At 51.4% G+C, this 23,558-nt stretch carries 26 protein-coding genes; 8 read left to right on the forward strand and 18 right to left on the reverse strand.

What is annotated here, in order from left to right; genetic code table 11:
- Positions 1-73: 73 nt before the first annotated feature.
- The 11 genes from ACP15Y_RS05185 to coxB form a co-directional block, all read right to left on the reverse strand.
- Positions 74-661 carry a GNAT family N-acetyltransferase gene (locus ACP15Y_RS05185; RefSeq protein ID WP_424981933.1) on the reverse strand — a complete coding sequence of 196 codons (588 nt, stop codon included), beginning with the start codon at positions 659-661 and terminating at the stop codon, positions 74-76.
- Positions 662-671: 10 nt separating this feature from the next.
- Positions 672-1,934 carry a M16 family metallopeptidase gene (locus ACP15Y_RS05190; protein ID WP_424981934.1) on the reverse strand — a complete coding sequence of 421 codons (1,263 nt, stop codon included), beginning with the start codon at positions 1,932-1,934 and terminating at the stop codon, positions 672-674.
- The gene (gene thrC / locus ACP15Y_RS05195) at positions 1,934-3,337 is read right to left on the reverse strand and encodes a threonine synthase (RefSeq protein WP_424981935.1); all 1,404 of its coding nucleotides are present in this window, start codon (positions 3,335-3,337) and stop codon (positions 1,934-1,936) included. Before thrC ends, ACP15Y_RS05190 begins: the two co-directional genes overlap by 1 nt.
- 33 nt (positions 3,338-3,370) lie before the next feature.
- Complete coding sequence (locus ACP15Y_RS05200) at positions 3,371-4,165, reverse strand: SURF1 family protein (protein WP_424981937.1); 795 nt, start codon at positions 4,163-4,165, stop codon at positions 3,371-3,373.
- Complete coding sequence (locus ACP15Y_RS05205; RefSeq protein WP_424981938.1) at positions 4,158-4,553, reverse strand: DUF983 domain-containing protein; 396 nt, start codon at positions 4,551-4,553, stop codon at positions 4,158-4,160. The genes ACP15Y_RS05200 and ACP15Y_RS05205 overlap by 8 nt, the downstream gene beginning before the upstream one ends.
- 77 nt (positions 4,554-4,630) lie before the next feature.
- A complete protein-coding gene (locus ACP15Y_RS05210; RefSeq protein WP_424981939.1) occupies positions 4,631-5,467 on the reverse strand; it encodes a cytochrome c oxidase subunit 3 in 837 nt (278 codons plus the stop codon).
- Between the two features lie 18 nt (positions 5,468-5,485).
- On the reverse strand, positions 5,486-6,028 hold the full coding sequence (locus ACP15Y_RS05215) for a cytochrome c oxidase assembly protein (protein ID WP_424981940.1): 543 nt from the start codon (positions 6,026-6,028) through the stop codon (positions 5,486-5,488).
- Between the two features lie 12 nt (positions 6,029-6,040).
- Positions 6,041-6,199, reverse strand: a complete 159-nt coding sequence (locus ACP15Y_RS05220; protein ID WP_424981941.1) for a hypothetical protein — start codon at positions 6,197-6,199, stop codon at positions 6,041-6,043.
- Complete coding sequence (locus tag ACP15Y_RS05225; protein ID WP_424981942.1) at positions 6,196-7,131, reverse strand: heme o synthase; 936 nt, start codon at positions 7,129-7,131, stop codon at positions 6,196-6,198. Before ACP15Y_RS05225 ends, ACP15Y_RS05220 begins: the two co-directional genes overlap by 4 nt.
- 31 nt (positions 7,132-7,162) lie before the next feature.
- The gene (gene ctaD / locus ACP15Y_RS05230; RefSeq protein ID WP_424981943.1) at positions 7,163-8,827 is read right to left on the reverse strand and encodes a cytochrome c oxidase subunit I; all 1,665 of its coding nucleotides are present in this window, start codon (positions 8,825-8,827) and stop codon (positions 7,163-7,165) included.
- Positions 8,828-8,907: 80 nt separating this feature from the next.
- Positions 8,908-9,816: a cytochrome c oxidase subunit II gene (gene coxB / locus ACP15Y_RS05235; protein WP_424981944.1), complete on the reverse strand. Its 909-nt coding sequence runs from the start codon at positions 9,814-9,816 to the stop codon at positions 8,908-8,910.
- 366 nt (positions 9,817-10,182) lie between these two features.
- On the opposite strand from coxB, the gene ACP15Y_RS05240 reads away from it, so the two are divergent.
- The 3 genes from ACP15Y_RS05240 (at position 10,183) to ACP15Y_RS05250 (ending at position 13,273) form a co-directional block, all read left to right on the forward strand.
- Complete coding sequence (locus ACP15Y_RS05240) at positions 10,183-10,677, forward strand: invasion associated locus B family protein (RefSeq protein WP_424981945.1); 495 nt, start codon at positions 10,183-10,185, stop codon at positions 10,675-10,677.
- A 139-nt stretch (positions 10,678-10,816) separates the two neighbouring features.
- Positions 10,817-12,229 carry an MATE family efflux transporter gene (locus ACP15Y_RS05245; RefSeq protein ID WP_424981946.1) on the forward strand — a complete coding sequence of 471 codons (1,413 nt, stop codon included), beginning with the start codon at positions 10,817-10,819 and terminating at the stop codon, positions 12,227-12,229.
- Positions 12,230-12,400: 171 nt separating this feature from the next.
- The gene (locus tag ACP15Y_RS05250; protein WP_424981947.1) at positions 12,401-13,273 is read left to right on the forward strand and encodes a LysR substrate-binding domain-containing protein; all 873 of its coding nucleotides are present in this window, start codon (positions 12,401-12,403) and stop codon (positions 13,271-13,273) included.
- Here ACP15Y_RS05250 and ACP15Y_RS05255 read toward each other — a convergent pair.
- Positions 13,249-13,929: a DUF4386 domain-containing protein gene (locus ACP15Y_RS05255; protein WP_424981948.1), complete on the reverse strand. Its 681-nt coding sequence runs from the start codon at positions 13,927-13,929 to the stop codon at positions 13,249-13,251. The two genes, ACP15Y_RS05250 and ACP15Y_RS05255, sit on opposite strands and share 25 nt — an antisense overlap.
- A 90-nt stretch (positions 13,930-14,019) precedes the next feature.
- On the opposite strand from ACP15Y_RS05255, the gene ACP15Y_RS05260 reads away from it, so the two are divergent.
- Positions 14,020-14,907 (forward strand): LysR family transcriptional regulator, encoded by an 888-nt coding sequence (locus tag ACP15Y_RS05260; protein WP_424981949.1) that lies wholly within the window; start codon positions 14,020-14,022, stop codon positions 14,905-14,907.
- Here the strand turns inward: ACP15Y_RS05260 and ACP15Y_RS05265 are convergent.
- Together ACP15Y_RS05265 and ACP15Y_RS05270 are read right to left on the reverse strand one after the other, a co-directional pair.
- Positions 14,904-16,274, reverse strand: a complete 1,371-nt coding sequence (locus ACP15Y_RS05265; protein WP_424981950.1) for a glutamate--cysteine ligase — start codon at positions 16,272-16,274, stop codon at positions 14,904-14,906. The two genes, ACP15Y_RS05260 and ACP15Y_RS05265, sit on opposite strands and share 4 nt — an antisense overlap.
- A gap of 92 nt (positions 16,275-16,366) precedes the next feature.
- A complete protein-coding gene (locus tag ACP15Y_RS05270; RefSeq protein ID WP_424981951.1) occupies positions 16,367-17,116 on the reverse strand; it encodes a 16S rRNA (uracil(1498)-N(3))-methyltransferase in 750 nt (249 codons plus the stop codon).
- 64 nt (positions 17,117-17,180) lie between these two features.
- On the opposite strand from ACP15Y_RS05270, the gene ubiA reads away from it, so the two are divergent.
- Positions 17,181-18,113, forward strand: a complete 933-nt coding sequence (gene ubiA / locus ACP15Y_RS05275) for a 4-hydroxybenzoate octaprenyltransferase (protein ID WP_424981952.1) — start codon at positions 17,181-17,183, stop codon at positions 18,111-18,113.
- Positions 18,114-18,117: 4 nt separating this feature from the next.
- Here the strand turns inward: ubiA and ACP15Y_RS05280 are convergent, their stop codons facing one another.
- A complete protein-coding gene (locus tag ACP15Y_RS05280) occupies positions 18,118-18,630 on the reverse strand; it encodes a DUF6101 family protein (RefSeq protein WP_424981953.1) in 513 nt (170 codons plus the stop codon).
- 251 nt (positions 18,631-18,881) lie between these two features.
- On the opposite strand from ACP15Y_RS05280, the gene ACP15Y_RS05285 reads away from it, so the two are divergent.
- The 3 genes from ACP15Y_RS05285 to ACP15Y_RS05295 are packed head-to-tail and all read left to right on the forward strand — an operon-like array spanning position 18,882 to position 20,714.
- Positions 18,882-19,694 (forward strand): 3'(2'),5'-bisphosphate nucleotidase CysQ, encoded by an 813-nt coding sequence (locus ACP15Y_RS05285; protein ID WP_424981954.1) that lies wholly within the window; start codon positions 18,882-18,884, stop codon positions 19,692-19,694.
- A 27-nt stretch (positions 19,695-19,721) separates the two neighbouring features.
- Positions 19,722-19,949, forward strand: a complete 228-nt coding sequence (locus ACP15Y_RS05290) for a DUF4170 domain-containing protein (RefSeq protein ID WP_424981955.1) — start codon at positions 19,722-19,724, stop codon at positions 19,947-19,949.
- Between the two features lie 3 nt (positions 19,950-19,952).
- On the forward strand, positions 19,953-20,714 hold the full coding sequence (locus ACP15Y_RS05295; RefSeq protein ID WP_424981956.1) for a lysophospholipid acyltransferase family protein: 762 nt from the start codon (positions 19,953-19,955) through the stop codon (positions 20,712-20,714).
- Here ACP15Y_RS05295 and ACP15Y_RS05300 read toward each other — a convergent pair.
- The 3 genes from ACP15Y_RS05300 to xseA are packed head-to-tail and all read right to left on the reverse strand — an operon-like array spanning position 20,697 to position 23,538.
- Positions 20,697-21,827: a hypothetical protein gene (locus tag ACP15Y_RS05300; protein ID WP_424981957.1), complete on the reverse strand. Its 1,131-nt coding sequence runs from the start codon at positions 21,825-21,827 to the stop codon at positions 20,697-20,699. The two genes, ACP15Y_RS05295 and ACP15Y_RS05300, sit on opposite strands and share 18 nt — an antisense overlap.
- 6 nt (positions 21,828-21,833) lie before the next feature.
- Entirely contained in the window at positions 21,834-22,049 is a 216-nt protein-coding gene (locus tag ACP15Y_RS05305) for a DUF2093 domain-containing protein (RefSeq protein ID WP_424981959.1), read from the reverse strand.
- A 46-nt stretch (positions 22,050-22,095) separates the two neighbouring features.
- The gene (xseA, locus tag ACP15Y_RS05310) at positions 22,096-23,538 is read right to left on the reverse strand and encodes an exodeoxyribonuclease VII large subunit (RefSeq protein ID WP_424981960.1); all 1,443 of its coding nucleotides are present in this window, start codon (positions 23,536-23,538) and stop codon (positions 22,096-22,098) included.
- Positions 23,539-23,558: the final 20 nt, after the last annotated feature.

A 23,558-nucleotide genomic window follows, 5' to 3' on the forward strand; every position in this document is an offset into this window, starting at 1 on the left:
CAACGGTTTTTCGTAGCGTGAAAAAGCCGTTACATCAACTTTATTGTCGAGGTTATCTTCAGATCTCAAATGCTTAGGCTTTTTGATAACGTTCTTTGGTGAGCCCAAACAGAACGTGATCTTGCCATTTACCATCAATCTTTAAATAGCCTTCTGCCTGGCCTTCGCGCATAAACCCGTTCTTCTCTAACACACGCATAGAACGATGATTATGAACTAGGCATGCAGCTTCAGCGCGATGAAGGCCTAACTCATCAAAAATAAATGGCAAAACTCTGGCAACTGCCTCCGTCATGATGCCTTTATTGATTTGATCGGCACCCACCCAATATCCAAGCGTGACCGCTTGCGCCACACGTCGCCGTATATTGGAAAGGTTCAATCCCCCAACCAGCCTCGGATTTTCACCTTTCTCAAAGATCAAAAAAGCATAGGCTTTGTCGGCGCTGGCATCGGCCCTCGCCTTTTTAACGCGGTGCCGAAAAGAGAAGCGCGCCAACTCGGTTTCGCCCCAAGTTGGCTCATATGGCTTGAGAAAAGTCTGGCTGGCCGCCCGCAGCTCAACCCATTGTGGATAATCTTCCAATTCGGGCAAGCAAAGGAGCAACCGCTCAGTTTCAAGCGGGGTGAAGCTATTCAACGAGAAGAATCGTTTAATCACCCCTCATCTCCTATGCCTTGAGGCCGTCTTCGATTCGATCATAGGTTGGGAAATGATCAAGCGGTCCAATGGCTGAGACGACGGGCTTTGCATTGTGGAACAATTGTGATGCAACTTCCATCACTCGCCCTGCATCAATGCGGTTGATGCGTTCCACTGTTTCTTCCAGTGAAATGGGCCGTCCCCACAACAGCTGCTGCCGGGCCAATTGGCCTGCGCGCGATGATGGGCGCTCCAAAGACATCAAAAGCCCGGCGCGGATTTGATTGCGCACCCGCAACACTTCCTCTTCGGTGATGTTTTGCGTGGCTTGGTGCAATTGATCGAGCACAACAGGCATGAGTTCTTTTACATCATCTTCGCCCGTGGCCATTGAAACGCCGAACGTACCCGTGTCGGCAAAGGCCCAATGGAAGGCGAAGATTGAATAGCAGAGACCGCGCTTTTCACGCACTTCTTGGAACAAGCGTGAGCTCATGCCACCGCCTAAAATGGACGACAGGATTTGCGAGGCATAAAAACCATCATGGTGGTAAGGACGCCCCTCAACACCGATCAAGATGTGCGCTTGTTCATGGTCGCGATTGAGGCGGCGTTCGCCCCCTGTAAACTTCGCTTCCACAGGTTCTGGTGCGCCGCTGACCTTTAGATCTTTAAATTGGTTTGCCGCGATATCGACCAGTTGATCGTGATCCACATTACCTGCCGCACTCATCACCATGCGGTCGCCCACATACATCCGGTCCATATAGGCGCGGATGGCGTCTGGCGAGAAACTTTCTACAGAATCGGTGGTGCCCAAGATGGAACGGCCAATAGCCTGTTTTTCAAAGGCTGCTTCTTGGAACAAATCAAACACATAATCATCTGGCGCATCGTGACTGGCGCCAATTTCTTGTAAAATCACGTGTTTTTCGCGGGTCAGCTCATCTTCACTAAAGCGAGAATTTTGCAAAATGTCAGAAAGGATGTCGGCGGCAAGGCCTACATCTTCTTTCAAAATGCGCGAGAAATAACCCGTATTCTCGATGCTTGTGGCTGCGTTGACATCGCCGCCCACATTTTCGATTTCTTCAGCGATTTGCCGCGCGGTGCGGGAATGGGTGCCTTTGAAGGCCATATGTTCCAGCAAGTGGGACAGGCCGTGTTCTTCTTCAGTTTCGCAGCGCGAGCCAGACTTTACCCAAACGCCAACTGACGCACTTTCAAGGCTTGGCATTGAATGGGTGATCACTGTCATCCCATTATCGAGGGTGGTCGAACGTAGTGGCATTAGAGCTCCTTATTGGCGCGGCAATGAGCTTTGATGAAGTTTTCCACTTCACTCTGACTGTTGGCGATCACTTCATAGCGCTCTTCGCGCTCATAAAGATCGCTCAGCCACTCTGGCAGCGCCGGATCGATTTGGGTGGCTGCTTTCACAGCAGCAGGGAATTTCGCCGGATGCGCTGTTGAGAGCGACACCATCGGCGTTGTTGTTTCAATCTGATTTTTGGCGACGGCCACCGCAACAGCTGTATGCGGATCGAGCAGATAGCCGGAATGACTTAAAGTATGCGCTTGCACCTGTTCAGTTTGTGCCTGATCAGCGGTGCCTGCTTTAAACTCGGCGCGGATGGCGTTGGCTTCCGTTGCCGTCAGTTCAAAACCGCCCGATTGCTTGAGCTGCGCCATCTGGCGTTTGACCAACTCGGCATCGCGCCCCGCAGCTTCAAATAGCAAGCGTTCAAAATTTGAAGATATCTGAATATCCATGGACGGGCTGGTCGTTGCCGATACGCCATCCATTTCATAGCGCCCTTCATCCAATGTGCGGCGCAGAATATCATTTTCATTGGTGGCGATGATCAGGTTTTTGATCGGCAAGCCCATGCGCTTTGCCACATAGCCCGCGAAGACATCGCCAAAATTGCCTGTGGGCACCGTGAAACTGATTTGACGATGCGGTGCGCCAAGCGCGGCAGCGGCGGTGAAGTAATACACCACTTGCGCAACAATCCGGCCCCAATTGATGGAGTTGACGCCAGAGAGCAGAACAGAATCCCGGAAATGGTGATTGTTGAACATGTCTTTGACGATGGTCTGGCAATCATCAAAATTGCCTTCCAACGCGATGTTGAACACGTTTTCATCCAGCACCGTTGTCATTTGGCGCTGTTGCACCGGCGACACCATGCCTTTGGGATGCAGGATAAAGATATCTGTGTTGTCGCGACCACGGAATGCTTCGATTGCAGCGGACCCTGTGTCACCAGACGTGGCACCGACAATGGTGGCGCGTTGATTGCGCTCGCCCAGGATATGATCCATGACGCGCGCCAAGAATTGCATCGCCACATCTTTAAAAGCGAGCGTTGGCCCGTGGAACAATTCCAATACAAAATGGCCCGGCTCGATCTGCACCAATGGTGCCACGGCATCATGGCGGAAGGTGCCATAGGCGGCATCCAACATTTCGCGCAATTTTTCATCGGCAATTTCACCATCAACGAAGGGCGAGATCACTTCAAAAGCGATGTCAGCAAATGGCCGGTTGGCCATTGCCGCGATTTGTTCGCTTGAGAATTGCGGCCAGCTTTCTGGCAGATAGAGGCCGCCATCGCGGGCAAGACCAGCAAGGACTGCGTCACAAAAACCCAATCGCGGTGCATCGCCGCGCGTACTTATATATTGCATAAGGTCGTCCGAAGGTAATTTTGAAGGGGCACCCTAATCTTCTGCTTTCGTTTTCGCAAGTTCTTGGCGCGGTCGACGGGTACGAATGAGCCAAAAAATCGCCAATATCGGCATCAGGGCCGCCAAGCCGAACCAAGTGAAGGCATATTCCATGTGGCGGTTGGAGAAATCGAGCGTTGCATCGTCTGGCGCTTGCGGCAACTCACTTGCCACCGGGCTCGACAAATTCACATAAAACGGCGCCACATTTTCAAGTTCTGGAAACAACACTTCATTGAGCCGTGGCGGATTGATGACCCAATCCACTTGCTTTGCCAAATCCGGCTCCAGCGTCGCGCTGCCCACACGTTCTGGGCGCCGCATATAGCCTTCGACTTCAATTGTGCCTTTGGGCGCGGACGCATAATCGGCTTTAGGCAAAACTTGCTCTTGTGGTGCGAAGCCGCGATTGACGAATACGACACCGCCATCGGCCACCTGAAACGGCGTGACGATCCAATAGCCGGGGCCGGAATAGCGATCACGCTTTTTGGGCAACGAGATAAACACGCGCGCCTCACAGCATTCTAAGAATTGTCCGCTAAGGCGGACCTTTTGAAAGTCGAATGCGTCTGGGTTCAATTCTGCCCACTCGGTTTGAGCCGGAAGTTGCACGCGCTCGGCATTGAGACGATCATTGGCAGAGGCGATCAGTTGCTCTTTCCATTGCAGCCGATCCATTTGCCAAAAACCGAGCGCCAAAAACAAGATCATCGACAGCAGCAAGAAGCCGACAAAGAAGGCTTTGCCCAATCCAGATTGACGCAGTTTTTCGCTGGCTTCACTCATTTGGCTTTTCCTCGTTGTCATCGTCAGCCCATTTCGCTTCTTGGGCGTCATTTTTATATTGCAAGGCGATCATCAAGCCCTTGAGGGGGCGCAATAGGCAAAAGCTCAAAATGATGGTCGCCGGAATCCACAATAGCAGGTGAACGGCCAAGGGGGGTGAGAAGCTCACCTCTACAGCCAAGGCCGCCCCCACAATGACAAACCCAACAATCATCATGATGAAGACAGCTGGACCATCGCCGCTATCTGCAAAATCATAAGAAAGGCCACAGCTTTCGCATTGGTCCTCGACCTGCAAGAAGCCGCGCAGTAAATCCCCTTCGCCACAGCGTGGGCAGCGGCAGCGCAATCCGGCAGATGTGGGTGAGCTCTCTGGATATTCAGTCATGTTTGACGCCTTATGCCATACAAACGAGAAAGGGCGCGACCGATGGCGCGCCCTTTGAAGATTTTTAGTGGTGCACCTTAGTGGTGGCCAACTGCGACACCCCATGCGCCCCATACATAGATGGACGCAAACAGGAAGAGCCAAACCACGTCAACAAAGTGCCAATACCAAGCGGCAAATTCAAAGCCGAGATGTTGTTTCTCAGTGAAATGACCAGCCAAAGCGCGGAACAAACATACCAGCAAGAAGATCGTGCCGACGAACACGTGGAAACCGTGGAAACCGGTCGCCATAAAGAATGTCGCGCCGTAGATGTTGCCTGAGAAGCTGAAGCCGGCTGAAGCATATTCAATGCCTTGTACCAATGTGAACACTGCGCCCAAAATCACTGTGAGCACCAAGCCCCACTTCAAGCCATCACGATCGCCGGACAGTAATGAATGGTGCGCCCAAGTCACAGTCATGCCAGATGTCAGCAACAACAATGTGTTGAAGATCGGCAAGTGCCATGGGTCAAACAGCTCGACGCCGGTTGGAGGCCAATGGCCACCAGTGGCGGCGACGCGGCCGATTTGCTGTGCTTCATCAACATAGAAGAACATGTCGAAATAGGCCCAGAACCACGCCACGAAGAACATGATTTCTGAAATGATGAACAGGATCATCCCATAGCGGTGATGCAACTGCACAACTGGTGTGTGGTCGCCCGCTTGGCTTTCTTTAATGACATCGCGCCACCAGCCAAACATGGTGTAAAGCACGCCAGCGAGGCCAAGGAAGAAGACATAAGGTGTCCAGTCTTGCATCCAAGCGATACCGCCAATTGCCATAATAAGTGCTGAAAAAGACCCAATGAATGGCCATGGGCTTGGGTCGACCAAGTGATAATCATGATTTTTGGCGTGTGCGGCCATATTTAGCTTCTCCCAATCTTATGAAGCATGGAATGCATAAAAGAGCGTGACTTCCCGAATTGTGTCAAGCTCGTCGTTTAAATCCAGTTCCGGATCTAGATAATATAGAACCGGCATTTCTACTGTTTCATTCGGTGCAAGTTTTTGCTCGGTGAAACAAAAACATTCAATCTTGTTGAAGTAGGGCCCCATGGACTGTGGCGTCACATTGAAGCTTGCAGTTGTGGTGATTTCTTTATCGGTCAAGTTGGTTGCCAAATAGGTCACCGTGATCTTTTTGCCAACCTTGTCCACTTGCGTGGCGGCCGGAACAATCTTTACAGGCAAGTCGCCGGCAACCTGCGCTGCAAAGCGCACAGTCATTTCGCGGTCGATTACTGGAACAGCATTATCTTCAGCGCGTTGCGTAGTGCCGCCATAGCCAGTTACCTGACAAAAGATTTGATAAATCGGCACCGCAGCATAAGCCATACCCACCATCAACGCGACAACCAGCACCAGGCCATAGGCCATGCGCTTATTGTTTCGGTTAGATGAATTTTGGGTATCGATATGAGCCATTGTTGCGTGTTCCTATAATGGTCGCTGGAAAATGGCAGGGCCAATTTTCACAATGGTGATGGCATAAAACAAGATGGCCAATGCGCCCAAGATGAGAGCAAGCGCAATAGAGCGCTTACGCCGACGTTTAGCCAACTTTTCTTCTTCAGTCATTTTCACTTCATCGCTCATGCGTTCACCCCGCCAAGAAAGTTAGCCACGCTTACATCTGCAAGCAGAACCAGATAAACCACAAACAAGTAGATCAAAGAAAACGCGAAGAGCTGACGTGCAGCCTTTTTCAGCGCAACACTTTCCTTTTGCAACCACAAGCGGACGGCATAGAAGGTGAAGGCAAGGCCCAAACCACCAGCGACAATGCCATAGGCAAGGCTGGCAAAGCCGAGCAATGTTGGCGCAATCGAAATGGCAGCCAGAATGAGCGTGTAGATCAAAATTTGATGTTGGGTCGCCCGTTCCCCAGCCACGTTCGGCAGCATAGGGATGCCTGCTTCTGCATAGTCGCCTTTTTTATACAGCGCCAATGCCCAGAAGTGGGGCGGCGTCCACAAGAAGGTGATCAAAAACAACACAGTGCTCTCAATGGTGATTGTACCCGTAACAGCTGCCCAGCCAATCATTGGCGGAAATGCGCCCGCAGCACCGCCAATGACGATGTTCTGTGGGGTCCAGCGTTTGAGCCACATTGTGTAGATCACTGCATAGAAGAAGATGGTGAATGCCAAGAGGCCAGCGGCAACCCAATTGGTCACCAAGCCAAGAATGGCCACCGAGAAGAAGGACAGCACCAAGCCAAAGCCCAAAGCTTCAGACTTGGTTACACGTCCTGCAGGAATGGGCCGATTGATTGTGCGGCTCATGACCGCGTCAATGTCAGCATCATACCACATATTGAGCGCGCCAGATGCGCCCGCCCCAATGGCAATGCACAGAATAGCTGTGATGGCGAGAAGCGGATGCAGGTTACCCGGCGCGATCATCAAACCGACAATGGCCGTGAAAATCACCAGCGACATTACACGCGGCTTCAGGAGCGCGAAATAGTCTTCGACTTCCGCGCCGCCCCATGCCGTGTTGTCACTTTGATCGCCAATATAGGCCATTGTCGTACTTTCCTTATCCAAACCGGTTCGCTTACTTAACTTTTGGCAAAGTTTCGAACTGGTGGAATGGCGGTGGTGAAGGCAAAGTCCACTCAAGTGTTGTGGCACCCTCGCCCCATGGATTGTCAGCTGCTTTGCGCTTTTTCATCAAAGATTCGATGATTGTGGCAAAGAAGAAGAGCAAGCCAAGAGCCATGATCAAATAGCCAACTGAAGACACCATGTTCCACAATGCGAAGGCATCAGGATAGTCGATGTAACGACGTGGCATACCGTTCAACCCGAGGAAGTGCTGCGGGAAGAAGATCAAGTTCACACCAATGAACATTACCCAGAAGTGCAGGTTGGCCAATGTCTCGTTGTACATGTAGCCAAACATTTTGGGGTACCAGTAGTACCAAGCCGCGAAGATTGCGAACACAGCACCAAGTGAAAGCACGTAATGGAAGTGTGCGACCACATAGTACGTGTCGTGCAAAGAGCGGTCAGCGCCAGCGTTGGCCAATACCACACCTGTTACACCGCCAACGGTGAACAAGAAGATGAAGCCGATGGCCCACAACATTGGTGTGCGGAATTCGATCGAACCACCCCACATTGTTGCAATCCAAGAGAAGATCTTCACGCCTGTCGGTACCGCGATCACCATTGTGGCGAACACGAAGTAGCGTTGTGTATCAAGCGAAATGCCTGTGGTGTACATGTGGTGCGCCCACACGATGAAGCCCACAAAGCCAATTGCAACCATCGCATAAACCATGGCCAGATAACCGAACACAGGCTTGCGAGAGAAGGTTGACACGATGTGAGATACCACACCAAAGCCAGGCAAAATCATGATGTACACTTCAGGGTGACCAAAGAACCAGAACAAGTGCTGGAACAAGATTGGGTCGCCGCCACCTGCAGGATCGAAGAAGGTGGTGCCGAAGTTACGGTCAGTCAACAACATGGTGATGGCGCCAGCCAAAACAGGAAGAGACAACAACAACAAGAAAGCTGTTACCAAGATTGACCAAGGGAACAAAGGCATCTTGTGCAATGTCATGCCAGGAGCGCGCATGTTGAAAATGGTTGTGATGAAGTTGATGGCACCCAAAATTGACGATGCACCGGCGACGTGCAGCGACAGAATGGCAAAGTCCATTGCCGGGCCAGGCTGACCAGATGTGGACAATGGCGGATAAACGGTCCAACCGCCGCCAGTACCCATGCCACCTGGAGGGCCCTCAAAGAACATTGACATCAGCAATAGGATGAATGCCGGTGGCAACAACCAGAATGAAATGTTGTTCATCCGTGGGAACGCCATATCAGGCGCGCCGATCATCAGAGGCACAAACCAGTTTGAGTAGCCACCAATAAGCGCTGGCATCACCACAAAGAACACCATGATCAGGCCGTGCGCTGTGGTGAACACATTGTACATGTGTTTGCCCGCGTCCAGCGCTGCAGCGCTTTGCCACTCAGCACCATAAACAATAGACGCTAAACCTGGGAAAATTTGAATACCCGGCTCAGCCAATTCCCAGCGCATAAAGCCCGACAATGCACCACCGATAATCCCTGCGACAATCGCAAAGATTAGGTACATCGTGCCGATGTCTTTATGGTTGGTTGAATATACATAGCGCTTCCAGCCCGTAGGGTGGTCATGCGCATCATGTGAATTTTGGGCAGCAGTTGCGTTCGCCATTTGCTTTCCTTGCCTCTTTCCTTAACGCCCTAAGATCCCCCTTGAGACCCCAACTTGGGCGGCAAAATTAGCGGCGGGCCTTAGTTAAGGCTCGCCAAAGTCACATTAGCAGCCTCGACATCGTCTTCGGCTTCCATAATTTCGGCCCATGCCGCAAATTGCTCTTTCGAAACAACGCGCACTGCGATTGGCATGAAGGCGTGGTCTTTACCGCACAGTTCAGAACACTGACCGTAGTAAAGGCCTTCTTTGCGGACGTGGAACCATGTCTCGTTCAAGCGCTCAGGCACCGCATCGGTTTTGATGCCGAAAGCTGGCACGGCGAAAGCGTGGATCACGTCACCAGCAGTCACCTCAACCCGAACGGTTGTGTCGACTGGCACCACAAGCTCATTATCCACTGCCAACAGGTAAGGCTGCCCAGGCTTTTGCTCGGCAATCTCTTCTTTAGAGAGCATGTATGATGAATAAGCAGCGTCGTTTAGATCTGGATATTCATAATCCCAATACCATTGCTGGCCGATTACGCGGATGGTCAATTCAGGCGCCGGCACCACTTCCCCACCATCGCGGGAGAAAATGTTGGAGCCCAAATATTTGCGCTCACCATCTGGCACTGTCATTTGATCTGACAACACGCCGAAAGACGGCACGGCAATCACAATCAGGATAATGATTGGCACCACGGTCCACACAATTTCAATTAATGTATTGTGGGTGAATTTTGATGGGGTTGGATTTGCACGTTTATTGTAACGAACAATGACCCAGATCAATAACGCGGTTACGAAAATGGTTATAAGAGTGATGATCCACATCAACAAACCATCATGAAAGGCAATCGTTGAGTCCATAATTGGAGTTACAGATTCTTGCAAACCGATTGCGCCGGGCTCTGGCTGCCCGTTTTGCGCCAAAGCGGCGGTGGGCAAAAGCCCCAATGTGATTGCAGATGTAATTTTAGCCAGACGTGCAAGAAGTTTGCTCACGCCAGTCTCCCTTTGCGACATGTTTAGGCCCTTTTTCGACGGTAACGCATAAGAGCAAGCGAATACACTTGTCAATTCGCGTTTGGTCGTAAAAGCGCAGAATCTCGAAACAGACTAAAATCATAACAGAAGTCGCAAAGCAATTCCAAACCGCCATTATTCAGTGCGGCATATGGCTGCAATCGCTGTTTTTTGCACAAATTTACACAATTTCAGTCCAAATTTCAGTTTAAGGGGCACCATCTGACATTGTTGCGCCGCATTTTTCGCATGTGAATAAGCCTTGCAATCGCAACTGCACGAATTGACTGGCAGGGATAAAGCAAGCAAATTCAATAAATCGTTGAGTAAAGGAATCGTCTCATCATGCGTTTGATCAAGCTGATTATAGGTATCGTTTTTGCTGGCCTGCTCTCTTCAGGTGCGCTGGCACAAGGCGTTGTGAAAGGCGATCACGGTGATTGGCAGATGACCTGCGACACCCCTCCCGGCGCAACATTTGAGCAGTGCGCTCTTATTCAAAATGTTACGGCTGAAGACCAACCCGGTGTTGCCTTAAGCGTGATTGTTTTGAAAACTGCCGATAAAAAGACCCAATTGCTGCGGGTTTTGGCACCACTTGGCGTTTTGTTGCCCAACCAACTTGGCTTGGTGCTTGATGGTGAAGACAAAGGCCGTGCGCCCTTTATTCGCTGTTTGCCCAATGGCTGCATGGCGGAAGTTGTGCTTACGCCAGATCTCATTACCGAACTGACGGACGCGGAAACAGCTTTGTTTGTTGTGTTTAAAACGCCTGAAGAAGGCATTGGTATTCCGGTTTCAATGAACGGATTTGGCGAGGGTTATCAAGCGCTGCCATAAGCAAATAGCGCGCCTCACATCCTCCCATTCAATTTGCCTACGACAAGAATTGCCTTGAACCGGACGGACAATTGCGCCTAGTTAGGCGCGGTAAAAATCGAAAATTTGTCACCAGCGCCGAAAATAAGAGTTTCGTCTTATGAGCAATGCATCCGCCAGCGGCAAGAATGCCGTTTTTCTGACCGGCTCGACTATGCGCCACGTCATCATCATGACCACAACCTCGGCGATTGGCTTGATGTCGATCTTTTTCGTGGATGCGATCACACTGTTTTACATCAGCCAATTGGGCGACCCAAGCCAAACAGCCGCCGTTGGGCGCGCAGCTTATGTGCTGGCCTTTATCATTGGCATGTCAGTTGGGTTTATGATCGGCACGTCCGCCATGGTGGCTCGCGCTGTTGGCGCTGGGCAGGATGAAGCCGCAAAATCCTACGCTGGCTCGTCGATCATCAGCGTGACCATATTTGGCTTCCTCTTAGCTGGCTCCGGCTTTTTGCTCACCGACTGGTTGATGGAAATGCTCGGCGCGACAGGCCAAGCGCTCGAATATGCGCGGACATATCTCTATATCGTTTTACCCTCTACACCGTTTTTCGCCATCGGCATTGTCACCATGGGGATTTTGCGGGCGCACGGTGATGCAAAGCGGTCAATGTATATCACGCTGATAGGCGGGATCATGACTGCGATGCTCGACCCCCTCTTCATCTTCGTTTTTGGCTGGGAAGTGATTGGCGCGGCTGTTGTGTCGGCAATTGTGCGCGTGTCCTTTGCGGTACTCGGGCTGTATTATGTTATCGGCATTCACAAAGCGATTACGGTTCCTAAGTTCCGCCGCTATTTCAAAGATCTGATCGATATTTTGAAGATTGCCGCGCCCACCGTGGTCACAAACCTTGCAGCTCCGGTCGGTGCATTTCTTATTGCCCGCGCGGTTGCCGAATATGGCGACGCGGCGGTGGCTGGGCAATCTGTTGTTGATCGTTTGATCCCATTGGCATTTGGCGTGGTGTTTGCGCTGTCTGGTGCCGTAGGTCCAATCATCGGGCAGAATTTTGGTGCAATGCAGATGGATCGCGTCCGCCAAGCACTTATTGACGGGCTTATTTTCAACTGCGTCTATATTTTGATTGCATGGGGCCTGCTGTTCATTGCGCAGGAGCAGATCATCGCGATCTACCAAGCCGAAGGCAATATGGCATTGGTCATCCGTTTGTTCTGCAATGTGCTTGCCGGGTCGTTCTTGTTCAACGGCATGTTGTTCGTCTCGAACGCTGCGTATAACAATTTGGGTTATCCGCTGCTGGCCACCCTCGCCAACTGGTCACGGCAAACATTGGGCGTGATTCCCTTTATTTATTTTGGTGCGATGTGGGCGGGCCTTCCGGGCATTATTTGGGGCGCATCCATCGGGGCGGTTATTTTTGGCATTCTGCCTGTTGTAGGTGCGTTTTGGCTGATCCAGCGGCTTACGCCTGATCGCAACGCAGCGCAGGAAAACACAGAGGCGGCTGAGGCAACCGAAGCTGCAGAAGCGACACCTTCATAAAAAAATGCCGAGACGCCAAAAGGCGCTCGGCAAAGTATTCGGGGTTAGTCTAGGGCAAACACGGCCAACCATATCGGTTGGACCAGTTTGGTTCTTGCACGCTATTGACATTTTACTCATTCGTCTAACAAATAGAATTCATCAAACAAATCAATTTCTGTGATGAATGATATGGCCAATCCACTCGACCTTGACCAGTTGCGCACTTTTGCCGTTATTGCCGATTGCGGCAGCTTTACCGAAGCGGCGCGGCGTGTGTTTAAAACTCAATCCGCTGTGTCTATGCAGATCAAACGGCTGGAAGAACGGCTGGGTGAAGATTTGCTGGTGCGAGACGGTCGATCCATCTCCCTCACCCGCGCAGGTGATGCGCTGTACCATCATGCAAGACGCATGTTGGAGATCAATGCCGAAATTGAAGATTTGTTTTCGTCAGACGTATTGTCTGGCACCATTCGCATTGGCATTCCAGACGATTATGCGGTGAAAGTTTTGCCAATTTTGTTGAGTTCGTTTCAGCAAACGCACCCCAAGATCTTGGTGGATGTGAAGTGTAACTCTTCCGAGGATTTGATTGCAGGCATGCAGCAGGGTGACTTTGATTTGATCGTGTTTACCCAAGGCACAAACCACGAAACTGGTGAATTGGTGCGCACTGAGCCGTTATCGTGGGTGATTGGGCCAAACTCTGATGCGCACAAGCAGGATCCGCTACCCATAGCATGTGGCAACAAGCAGTGCTGCTGGCGTACCAATGCTGAAAGCGCCCTGCGCGAAACCAGCATCAATTATCGTGTTGCCTATACGTCATCAAATGCGACCGCCATTACGAGCGCGGTGATGGCCGGGTTGTCCGTTGGCGTTTTGGCGGAAAGCTCAATTCTTCCCGGTATGCGCAAATTGGGTGCCGAAGATGGGTTGCCCCCGCTTCGCCCGGCAGAAATTGCGATCCGTCGGGCGGCCAATGCATATGGTGGGATTTATAGCGCGTTGGTTGCACACATTAAATCTGAGTTGGATCAGGCCATGGAAGAAGCGGCGTGATTGGCTTTCGGCACATTTAAAGTGGCGTTGAAGCCTTTAAAGATGAGCCACAGGCTTAACCCAATCTCGAAGAAGCCGCCCGGCAGCGCCAACATGACGCCCCACCCCGTTTGGAAAAACTCTGAAATGGTGCCGACAATAAAGACGGTATAGCCCACAAAGCCCCAAATAGCGAAAAAGCGCGGCACCAATTGCGTGCGCCACAACACAGTACACATCAACAAACCGCCGACGCCCCATAGAGTCATGCCCGTCTGATAAAGATAGAAGTTCGCGTCATATAAAATTTGCGCCAGTGTCGGTGCATCCGCCCCTGCCGTCCCGATCAGCATGAGCGCTACGCCCCCAACCAAGAGTGAGACGGTCGACATGATGCCGAGGCCCAAAAATCCCATGGATAGCAAGGGGGCAAATTGCTCAATGACACGGTACATGATCACCAAGATGCCCAAATTTAGAAGTGAATGGGCGACGACCATTGCAAGAACGGCTACCGTGAATGTTAAATCGGGTTCCACGGCCTGCAGTGTGCCATTCTCGCCATGCAACATCGCCTCGAGCACACCATATCCGATGCCGTAAGCGAGAAAGGTGCAGATGAAAAAGATGCCGTATAGGCGGGCGATTGATCTGTCTTGATGTAGCGCTTGGGTCATGCATTCATTCCTCAAATGTTTGCATGGTCATATAACGAGAGCTACATATAATAAATTGACGATTTTTCTACAGCTGATATGCATATTTGCATGAGCTGGAAAAACATAAATTTTGATTGGAGCAAGGTGCGCTCGTTTTTGGTGGCGGCTGAGGAAGGGTCTTTTTCTGCTGCGGCACGTGCACTCAATATTGCGCAACCTACTTTAGGTCGGCAAATTGAAGCTCTCGAGCAGGACTTAAATGTCACTTTATTTGAGCGCGATGGTCGCGGCATCATTTTGACGCCAAGCGGTGTTGAATTGCTGCAATATGCCCGCCACATGGGCGAAGCCGCTGGTGCATTCTCGTTGGCAGCGCATGGGCAATCCAGCGCCATTGAAGGGCGCGTTTCGATCGCCGCAGCCGAAATGTTTGCCGCAACGGAGTTGCCACCCATCATAACTGAACTGCGGCGAGCAGAGCCTAAGCTGGAGATTGAGCTGGTTGTTTCAAACCATGCCAGCGATTTGCATCGACGCGAGGCAGATATTGCTTTGCGCTTTTTCCGACCGACAGAGCCAGACTTATACGCGCGCAAGCTGTTAGACGTGCAGGCGCAACTTTATGCCAGCGATGACTATCTCGCTCGTTTTGACCCGCCCCTCACGCTCGACAGCATCAACCGCGCTGAATTTATCAGCCTGGATTCTGAAAATGCGGTGATGCATGGCCTTAACGCGCATGGCATGACATTGACCGCCGCCAACTTCGCCTTGCAGGTGGATAGCTATGTGGTCATGTGGAATTTGGTGAAAAGCGGCGCTGGTATTGGCGTTATGGACACCAGTGTTGGTGACCATGAGCCGGGCGTACGCCGCGTTTTGCCAGAATTTCCTTCGCTCAACTTCTCAATTTGGCTGGTGGCCCATAGAGAACTAAAGACCAATCGCCGCGTGCGCAGGGTGTTTGACTTTCTCGCTGAAAAGCTCGCGAATTAGAACAAACGTTCTGTGTAGATTTTGGTGATGTCGCCACCCCAAGTGCCATTATAAGCATCAAGCATATGGTCCGCTGGCGTCTTTTCAGTGTCGAGGGTGTCTTTGATCATGTTTAAGAACACGGATTCATCAAAGCCTTCGAAATTCAAATTCTCACGCGCCACGAGGCCCGATTTGGCTAGTTTATAAACGTCTTTGGCGACATCCAATACTTTGCGGCCATTGATTTCGGCTTGAAGCGCAATTTTTGACACGTCGATGCGCAATTGATTGCGCTGCTCGGCTGTCCAGTCTTTGACCAGATCTAATGCGCCATCAAGCGCGCCTTGATCATAAAGCAAGCCAACCCAAAGAGCGGGCAGCGCGCAAATATTGTCCCACGGTCCCGCATCAGCGCCGCGCATTTCCAAGAATGTTTTCAACCGAACTTCGGGGAACAAGGTGGACAGATGATCCTCCCAATCCGCCATGGTTGGCTTTTCGCCGGGCAATTGCGGCAGTTCGCCTTTCAAAAAGGCGCGGAAGCTCTCGCCAGCACAATTGACGAATTCGCCATTGCGCATCACGAAATACATCGGCACATCAAGTGCATAATCCACATAGCGCTCAAAGCCCATGCCGTCTTCAAAGGCAAAATCCAACATGCCTGTGCGGTCATTGTCTGTATTCTGCCAGATTTTTGAGCGGTATGAGAGATAGCCTGATGGCTTGCCATCAATAAATGGCGAATTGGCAAACAACGCGGTTGCAATTGGCTGCAACGCCAAGCTGGCCCGCAGTTTATCGACCATGTCTTTTTCAGATGAGAAATCTAGGTTCACTTGCACCGTGCAGGAGCGGAACATCATGGACGTGCCAAGGGTGCCGACTTTTTCCATATAGGGCTTCATGATGCCATAGCGGGACTTTGGCATCATCGGCATTTCTTCGAGTGACCATTCAGGCGCAACGCCCAGGCCTAAAAACTCGATATTCAGCTTGTCAGTGATACCGCGCAGCAAACGCAAATGGTTGCCGGTTTCTGAGCATGTATCGTGCAGCCGTTCCAACGGCGCGCCAGACAGCTCCAATTGACCGCCGGGCTCAAGCGAAATAGAGGCGCCAGTGCCCTCATCTTTCAAGCCAATGAGGTGGCCTTTGTCCATCAGCGGCGTCCAATTGGTGCGCTTTTGAATCTCAGTAAGAATCGCGCCAATACCGTTTTCGCCTTCGTAAGGCACAGGCAAATGGCTGGTTTTGCAGAACACAAATTTTTCGTGCTCGGTGCCGATGCGCCAATCGCTCTTTGGTTTACAGCCTTTTTCCAGCGCGTAAATCAGGTCAGCTTTTGATTCAATGAGGGGCGAGTTTTCAACTGCATTGGCCATAGGTGGTCCGTCCGAATTGTTTTATTTGCCACGCTGTGCCAGCGCATTGTGTGCAGGCGACAATAGCGCGGAAAAAAAAGGATGCAATCCTTTTATCGTAAATCACCGATATTTGATTGCACGAGTGTTAATGCGACGATGGCCGCTGTATCGGCACGCAATATGCGCGGGCCTAAGCTGATCGGAACACAAAAGCTTTGCGCCCGCAATAGCTCACGCTCTGCTTCCGAAAACCCGCCTTCGGGGCCAATCAGCACCGCAACATTGCTTTGCCCCAGCGGTTTAAGTGCTTCAGCGGCATCGCTTATTTCCGCCTCTTCATCGGCAAAAATCAATTTGCGGTCGGTATCAGTTTCACCCCAATTGGCGATGAGTTTCTCTAAAGTGGTCGCCTCATGTACTGTCGGCACGTTTAGGATTTCGCATTGCTCCGCAGCTTCCACGGCATTTGCTCTCATGCGATCATAATTGATGCGCGACATTTGTGTATGCTGGGTTTGCAAGGGCCGCAGGGCGTTAACGCCCATCTCCGTGGCCTTTTGCACCATATAGTCAAGCCGCGCTGTCTTAATCGGCGCAAATAGATAGTCAATATGGCTCGGCGGTGTTTGGGGGTTGGTTTGCTCTTCAACCGCCAGTTGCGCCGCCTTTTTAGAGCCATTTGCCAATGTGGCGCGAAATGCCCCATCTCGCCCATTAAACAGAATCACCTCGTCGCCTTCCCCCAAACGCAGAACATTGACCAAATAGTTGGACTGGGCCTTTTCGAGCTTTATTTGATCGCCCATTGCCAAGGGCTGATCGATAAATAGGCGGGGTAAAGTTTTGTGTTTGCGCGGCATTAGGTTGACATTCCGTGCTTAAATAATAGCGTCTCCCCAATTGAATAGGTGGAAGTGGTGAGCGATGCAAGACAAACCCAAATCTGAAATCATTGCGGATGCGAGTGCAACCAACTGGGTGGATCGTTATGCCCCCAAGGCAATTCACCCCTATGCCAAGATGGCTCGATGGGATCGTCCTCTCCCCATGGGGATGTTGTTTTGGCCCTGTGCAATGTCGCTTGCCTTGGCAGCAGTAGCACGCCCGGCCACCGGATTTAATTTCTATTACCTCTTACTGTTCTTTGTTGGATCATTTGTCATGCGCGGTGCGGGCTGCACACTCAATGATATTGTCGACCGAAATATTGATGGCAAAGTAGAACGGACAAAGCTTCGCCCAATACCTTCTGGACAAATCAGCGTGCCGCAAGCGTTCGTCTTTTTGGCAGTTCAATGTTCGGTTGGACTTATAATTCTTTGGCAATTCAACGACTTCACTAAAATTTTAGGGCTTTCGTCCATTGGATTGGTGATCATTTATCCCTTTATGAAACGCATCACCTATTGGCCACAGCTGTTTTTGGGTCTTGCGTTTAACTGGGGCGCTTTGATGGGCTGGGCTGCCATGTTTGGCGAACTGCATTATCCCGCCTTCTACCTTTATGCTGGAGGCATTTTGTGGACGATCGGATATGACACAATTTATGCGCTGCAGGACCGGGAGGACGATGCGCTCATCGGCGTAAAATCAACCGCGCGCCTTTTTGGAGACCATGCGCAGCTAATTTGCGGATTGTTTTATCTGGGCGCTGCGATCTTGTGGTTTTTGGCCGCGGACGGCGCGGGCGCGGGCCCTGTCTATTATTGGGTGATGTGGGTTGCGCCTGCCATTTTGGCTTGGCAAATCCTCACACTGAAACCGGACCAGACACCAAACTGCCTGATCCGGTTTAAATCCAATTATTGGGTGGGCCTAAGCTTCACCCTCGCGCTCTATATCGAATACGCGATTTGATTTTTTAGCCTGAAACCAGGCCCAGCTTACGCCGGTTCAAGAAACGGGGCCGGCGATTTGCCTCGGGTCCCAATTTCCGACGGTTGGTTTCTTGTCCAACCATAACGCCGCCGACATGCTGCGAATATGGCACCAAACCACCATTGCCTGAGCGAATGAACAAAGGCAGGCCAAGTTGCTTGCCCCAGTTTTGCCATTCAGCCACTACGGTGTGATTGCCTTCTTCTTCGAACACGCGATAGTTTAAATCTTCGTCCGCATGTACCAGTTCAATAGAGCTGGACAGCAGGCCATCTTCAGAAATCTGCGTGGCGACCGCTACTCCATAATATTCTTTAACTGGAACTTTAATTTTGATTGGGACGCCGCTTTTCGACAGCATTTTCCGCACGGTGACCGTTTGCACTTCATCACGGACAGCGCCATTGTCGTTCGCAGGGGACAATGTTGGCCAGCTCACCCTATCTTTTCCAAACAAGATCAAATCAGATCCTGAAACTGTTTTGCCTTGCACCATTTTTATCTCGTGCCTTCCTGTTAACTTGAGAGCTGTTTTTTAATTTTTGCCGCTCTTCTTATGAGGCCAAACTAGCAGGCAAGTTTTGGCATCCCTTTAAAAAACTGGGTTAAGTTTTTCTTGTTATCAAAAGGGTTAGCAGGTTATGACCGTGGGTAACTGGCGATTAACCCAAGCGGGTTCTTGCCTTTATGCTCTGCCTCGCATACGCACGGAAGAGCTTATGTTTCTTAGGGTTTCGGGAGCCTTTGATGGCGCAACCAGATATTGCAGAATTGATGGAAGATCTGGAATTGGTACGAAATGCTGTGGTCGGCGCCGGGATCATCGCCACTGGTTTTTTCCGCCAAGATGTAAAAACATGGACAAAAGATAACGCGACCCCCGTTACCGAAGCCGACTTTGCTGTCGACAATTTCTTAAAAAACATGCTCACCGCCGCACGGCCAGATTATGGCTGGTTGAGTGAGGAGACAGCAGATGATGCGAGCCGATTGACGAAGGAGCGCGTGTTTGTTGTTGACCCGATTGATGGCACGCGCGGCTTTATCCGCGGCGAAGATAGCTGGACGATCTGCATCGCCATCGTTGAAAATGGTGTGCCAATTGTCTCTGTTATATATGCGCCCATACGTGATGAGCTTTATGAAGCTGTATCGGGCCGTGGCGCCATGCTGAACAAATCACCGCTATTGCGGCGCGAACGGTTGGGCACGGGGCCAATTATCCCTGCCCCTGGCGCGGTCCATAAAGAATTGGAAGAGCGTGGCATTGAATATGTGCGTGGTCCGGCCATCCCATCTCTCGCTTACCGCTTGGTGCAAGTGGCCACTGGCGTGTTGGACATTGCAGTCGCACGGCGCGGTGCGCAAGACTGGGACATTGCGGCACCTGCGCTGATTTTGACAGAATGCAACTACTTCTTAGAAGATGTATGTTTAGGTGTACCACGCTTTAACAAGCAAGAAATTCGTCATGGCGCTCTTGCAGCAATGTCTGACCTGACGCTAAAAGACGATGTCCATGATGTGCTGCGCAAGGTCTATGGGTGTCCGGCAGCATAAAATAAGACAATAAATGGTGGGGTTTATATGAGTGAAGAAAAACAATTGCTGCATTTGGTTTTTGGCGGCGAACTAGAAGATTTGGAAAAGGTGACATTCCGCAATTTGGATGAAGTTGATATTGTGGGTGTTTATCCCGACTATCAGTCTGCCTATGCGGTTTGGAAGCAGAAGGCACAGATGACGGTTGATAATGCCCATATGCGTTATTTCATTGTACATATGCACCGCTTGCTCGACCCCGAGGCCAAATAGTCGGTGAATGAGCAAAACCTAAAAGAACATGGCGAGCGCGGGCTTAACAGCACCAAAGCTCGCCATTTTATTGGCTGGCATATTTTAGGCGGCTATTTGCGCCTGACATCTGCTACGTCCAAATTCGTCTATGATCCGCCCAATGCTGAACAAAAATGTGCGGATTTAATGCCTGCCATTTATGTATGCTGGCATGGGCAAGGCATGTTGGGCATGAAGTTGGTGCCCGAGGCCAAACAATTGACCATTCTCACCTCGCGCCATCCCGATGGCCAATTGGTGGCTGCCGCCGCCAAGAGCTTTGGCTGTTCCCATATTGATGGGTCAGGCGCTAGCCCAAAGCAGGATGAAGGTACGGGTGGCATGGCCGCGATGCGAGAGATGTTGCGTGCCATGAAAGACGGTCAATCTATTGGCATAACTGCAGACATTCCGCCAATTCCCGGTCGCAACGTTTCAGACGGGGTAGCCCTGTTGGCTCGTTTTTCCGGCCGACCGATCATCCCATATGCGGTTTCGAGCTCGCGGCGATCTGTGCTTGAAAAAGTATGGGATAAGATGCAAATCAACCACCCTTTCTCGCGCATTTCTGCTGTGGTGGATGAACCGCTATATGTTCCCCGCACGGCGAAGGATTTGACGCCTTACTCTGAAGAACTGGCTAAGCGATTGGACAATGTGTTGGATCGAGCATTTTTGCTGGCAGATGGCAAAGAGCTTCCGCCTCGGCCAGACCGTTCAGACTTCTCAGTGGCTCAGGATTAAGCGCACCGCATAATCCAATGCGCCCGATGGCCCGATACGTTCCTTGCCAATGCGCCCCCGGCGTTTGGCATCTTCCTCATCCTTCAGCAAAAGTTCCATGGCCTGCGCCAAATCGCTCGTGCTCAGTTCACAGGTAATCCTGCTGTCGCCCATCAAACGCTCATTGCGCGCAACCCGAGAGGGACGTGCATCGGGCGGCACTAGGGCAATGACTGGCACACCTAATCCAGCGCTTTGAAAGCCAGCCGTTCCAGCTTGCCCGGCAACAAAACGAGATTTTCTCGCCAGCGTCCCGATGCCTTTATCGAAAAAATGAACCGGCGTTTGATCGTACATTTCGGCTTTGGCCAAATAGTCTGGCGCATCGATATCGGTGTGTTTCTCAACCTGACGCAGATGTGCAGCGCGGATAAGTTGTTCTGTATCGGCAGTTGGCGCGACTGGGATTAACACCGCCAGATCATATTTGCCTGTCAAACGCCCCACGGCGCTGATTTCAAGGTCAAACAAGCCCTTGGCGGCATTTCGACTGCCAGGTAGCAATGTCACCGCAATCTTGTCACCAATGAGCGGCGAGATATCGAAGGACAGCTCGGGCACCGTATCCATCATGATATTGCCCACGAACCCGGCATCAAGGCCAAAAGCACGTAGTTGTCCCGCGAGAATATCATCGCGGCACAAGGTTTTCGCCACAGTGGATTTGATCAGGTGTTTTTCAACTGCCGAATAAGTTGAGGCATAGCCGGATTTGTAGCAGTCTAAATAAAGATCGACTTTATGACCTGCTGTTTTGCACAGAGCGAGGCCAACCATATCGCCCAAGACGATGATTTTGTCCCAACGCTCCTTTTGCTGGCGCATATAGCGTACATGCTTGTACGCCGTGACGGCTAGGCCATTTTTAAAGTCTTTGATTAGTGACCCTTGTTTGCGATGCCCTTCGCTGGCGAGATGGCCACGCGGTCCCATCAGCGGGCAGATCCCCTTATAGGCGACGCCCTCGCCGACAGTGGGTAGCGCTTCAATCTCACAATGGAGGGCGAGCTGCTTGGCAAGCGCCGCACCCATGGCATCTTCGCCCATGCCATTGGTAATGATTAAAACGCGCATATTGCGTTACTTTTTGCTGGCTTGAAGGGCTTTGAGGGAGGCTTCTGCGTCGATGTAAGGCTCTTGCAAATCAACACTCCAATAGGCCAATTCGTCGAGCGGGATTTGCTTACCCGTCACCGCGCAGCGCACAAATGTGCCTGGCTTGATCACTGAAAAATCTGCATCCAAATATCGCAATTTGGCTTCGCTTTGCCCAAAGCCGCTTTCAAAAATATTCATGTTCGAACCTCTTTCGTCCTCTATTTAGGTGGCTTGGACGAAAAAATCAAAAAAGACTTTGCTGTTTTTGGTCTTTTTCTTTCTCTGGTGCTTTTGGCTTCGGCTGGGATTTTGCTTTTGTAGGTGGCGCATCGCTCACCATCACACCCAAATCACCATCGGCAAATTGAACGCTAAGCCCCTCCCCCTTTTTGGGAGTATTGGCTGAGCGCACCAGATTTCCGTCAGCGTCCGTGACCAATGCGAAACCACGTTCGAGCGCTTTTTTGTGACTTAAGCTGTCGAGCAGTTTGCCCAAATTTTCAACTTTAGTTTGCTTGCGTTCAAACGCCGCCAAGGCTGCGGGACGCAAACGGGCGCTCAGGCTTTCGACTTGGCTGGCAAAGTTTTGCTGCTTCTGTCGCAAGCCATGGGGTGACAAGCGCGCACTGACCTGCGAAAATCCTGCACGTTTGCGATCAATGAACTGATTGAGCGCACTTCCAAGCCGCATGGTGGCCATGTCGAACCGTTGGCGCGGCACACTTGTTAGATCTTGCGCCTTGGGCAGCGCAGCGGACACTGCGCGCAGGCGATCCTTCGCAGTTGAGACATTGCGCGCTTGTGCCGCGCGAAGGCGGTTGCCCTGGTCAAGCACATAATTCACTAACTCGGCCTTCACAGGAACAGCCATTTCGGCTGCACCCGTGGGTGTTGGCGCGCGTTTATCGGCAGCATAATCAATGAGCGTTACATCGGTTTCGTGGCCCACTGCTGAAATTAGGGGAATGTGCGACGCTGCGGCAGCGCGCACGACTTCTTCCTCGTTGAAGCCCCACAAATCTTCAATAGAGCCGCCGCCCCGCGCCACAATCAAAAGATCCGGACGCTTTACTTGCCCCCCAGTTGGCAAAGCGTTGAAACCATTGATTGCATTGGCCACCTCTGCTCCACATGTGTCGCCTTGCACCCGGACGGGCCACACAATCACATGAGTGGGGAATCGATCGTCTAAGCGATGCAAGATATCGCGAATAACCGCGCCTGTTGGTGAGGTAATGACCCCAATTGTCTGCGGCAGATATGGCAGTTCTTGCTTACGCGCTGCGTCAAATAATCCTTCGGCCGCCAATTGCTTACGCCGCTGCTCGAGTAGCGCCATCAGCGCGCCAGCGCCCGCTGGCTCGATATGGTCAATCACCACTTGATATTTGGATGAGCCCGGATAGGTGGTCAGCTTGCCTGAAGCGATGACTTCCATGCCCTCTTCAGGCTTGATGCGGAGCTTTGAGAAAACGCCGCGCCAGATCACTGCCTCAATTCGGGCTTTTTCGTCTTTTAGAGCGAAATAGGCGTGGCCGGATGAGTGAGGACCGCGGTAACCCGTGATCTCCCCCCGTATACGCACATGACCAAACTGATCCTCAATCGTGCGTTTGACCGATTGAGAGATTTCAGAAACTGTAAATTCGTGGGCATTGGAGCCCGTTTCGCCAGTTTGCTCGTCCATGAAATAAGTGGTGCCTGTTC

This window comes from Maritalea sp. S77, assembly GCF_049801075.1.
Lineage (GTDB): Bacteria > Pseudomonadota > Alphaproteobacteria > Rhizobiales > Devosiaceae > Maritalea.

Excerpts from the sequence above, each read along its gene's own strand:
- ACP15Y_RS05190 (WP_424981934.1), bottom strand. The coding sequence starts at position 1,934 with ATGCCACTACGTTCGACCACCCTCGATAATGGGATGACAGTGATCACC.
- thrC (WP_424981935.1), bottom strand. The coding sequence starts at position 3,337 with ATGCAATATATAAGTACGCGCGGCGATGCACCGCGATTGGGTTTTTGT.
- ACP15Y_RS05200 (WP_424981937.1), bottom strand. The coding sequence starts at position 4,165 with ATGAGTGAAGCCAGCGAAAAACTGCGTCAATCTGGATTGGGCAAAGCC.
- ACP15Y_RS05205 (WP_424981938.1), bottom strand. The coding sequence starts at position 4,553 with ATGACTGAATATCCAGAGAGCTCACCCACATCTGCCGGATTGCGCTGC.
- ACP15Y_RS05210 (WP_424981939.1), bottom strand. The coding sequence starts at position 5,467 with ATGGCCGCACACGCCAAAAATCATGATTATCACTTGGTCGACCCAAGC.
- ACP15Y_RS05215 (WP_424981940.1), bottom strand. The coding sequence starts at position 6,028 with ATGGCTCATATCGATACCCAAAATTCATCTAACCGAAACAATAAGCGC.
- ACP15Y_RS05220 (WP_424981941.1), bottom strand. The coding sequence starts at position 6,199 with ATGAGCGATGAAGTGAAAATGACTGAAGAAGAAAAGTTGGCTAAACGT.
- ACP15Y_RS05225 (WP_424981942.1), bottom strand. The coding sequence starts at position 7,131 with ATGGCCTATATTGGCGATCAAAGTGACAACACGGCATGGGGCGGCGCG.
- ctaD (WP_424981943.1), bottom strand. The coding sequence starts at position 8,827 with ATGGCGAACGCAACTGCTGCCCAAAATTCACATGATGCGCATGACCAC.
- ACP15Y_RS05240 (WP_424981945.1), top strand. The coding sequence starts at position 10,183 with ATGCGTTTGATCAAGCTGATTATAGGTATCGTTTTTGCTGGCCTGCTC.
- ACP15Y_RS05245 (WP_424981946.1), top strand. The coding sequence starts at position 10,817 with ATGAGCAATGCATCCGCCAGCGGCAAGAATGCCGTTTTTCTGACCGGC.
- ACP15Y_RS05250 (WP_424981947.1), top strand. The coding sequence starts at position 12,401 with ATGGCCAATCCACTCGACCTTGACCAGTTGCGCACTTTTGCCGTTATT.
- ACP15Y_RS05255 (WP_424981948.1), bottom strand. The coding sequence starts at position 13,929 with ATGACCCAAGCGCTACATCAAGACAGATCAATCGCCCGCCTATACGGC.
- ACP15Y_RS05260 (WP_424981949.1), top strand. The coding sequence starts at position 14,020 with ATGAGCTGGAAAAACATAAATTTTGATTGGAGCAAGGTGCGCTCGTTT.
- ACP15Y_RS05265 (WP_424981950.1), bottom strand. The coding sequence starts at position 16,274 with ATGGCCAATGCAGTTGAAAACTCGCCCCTCATTGAATCAAAAGCTGAC.
- ACP15Y_RS05270 (WP_424981951.1), bottom strand. The coding sequence starts at position 17,116 with ATGCCGCGCAAACACAAAACTTTACCCCGCCTATTTATCGATCAGCCC.
- ubiA (WP_424981952.1), top strand. The coding sequence starts at position 17,181 with ATGCAAGACAAACCCAAATCTGAAATCATTGCGGATGCGAGTGCAACC.
- ACP15Y_RS05280 (WP_424981953.1), bottom strand. The coding sequence starts at position 18,630 with ATGGTGCAAGGCAAAACAGTTTCAGGATCTGATTTGATCTTGTTTGGA.
- ACP15Y_RS05285 (WP_424981954.1), top strand. The coding sequence starts at position 18,882 with ATGGCGCAACCAGATATTGCAGAATTGATGGAAGATCTGGAATTGGTA.
- ACP15Y_RS05290 (WP_424981955.1), top strand. The coding sequence starts at position 19,722 with ATGAGTGAAGAAAAACAATTGCTGCATTTGGTTTTTGGCGGCGAACTA.
- ACP15Y_RS05300 (WP_424981957.1), bottom strand. The coding sequence starts at position 21,827 with ATGCGCGTTTTAATCATTACCAATGGCATGGGCGAAGATGCCATGGGT.
- ACP15Y_RS05305 (WP_424981959.1), bottom strand. The coding sequence starts at position 22,049 with ATGAATATTTTTGAAAGCGGCTTTGGGCAAAGCGAAGCCAAATTGCGA.
- xseA (WP_424981960.1), bottom strand. The coding sequence starts at position 23,538 with ATGGACGAGCAAACTGGCGAAACGGGCTCCAATGCCCACGAATTTACA.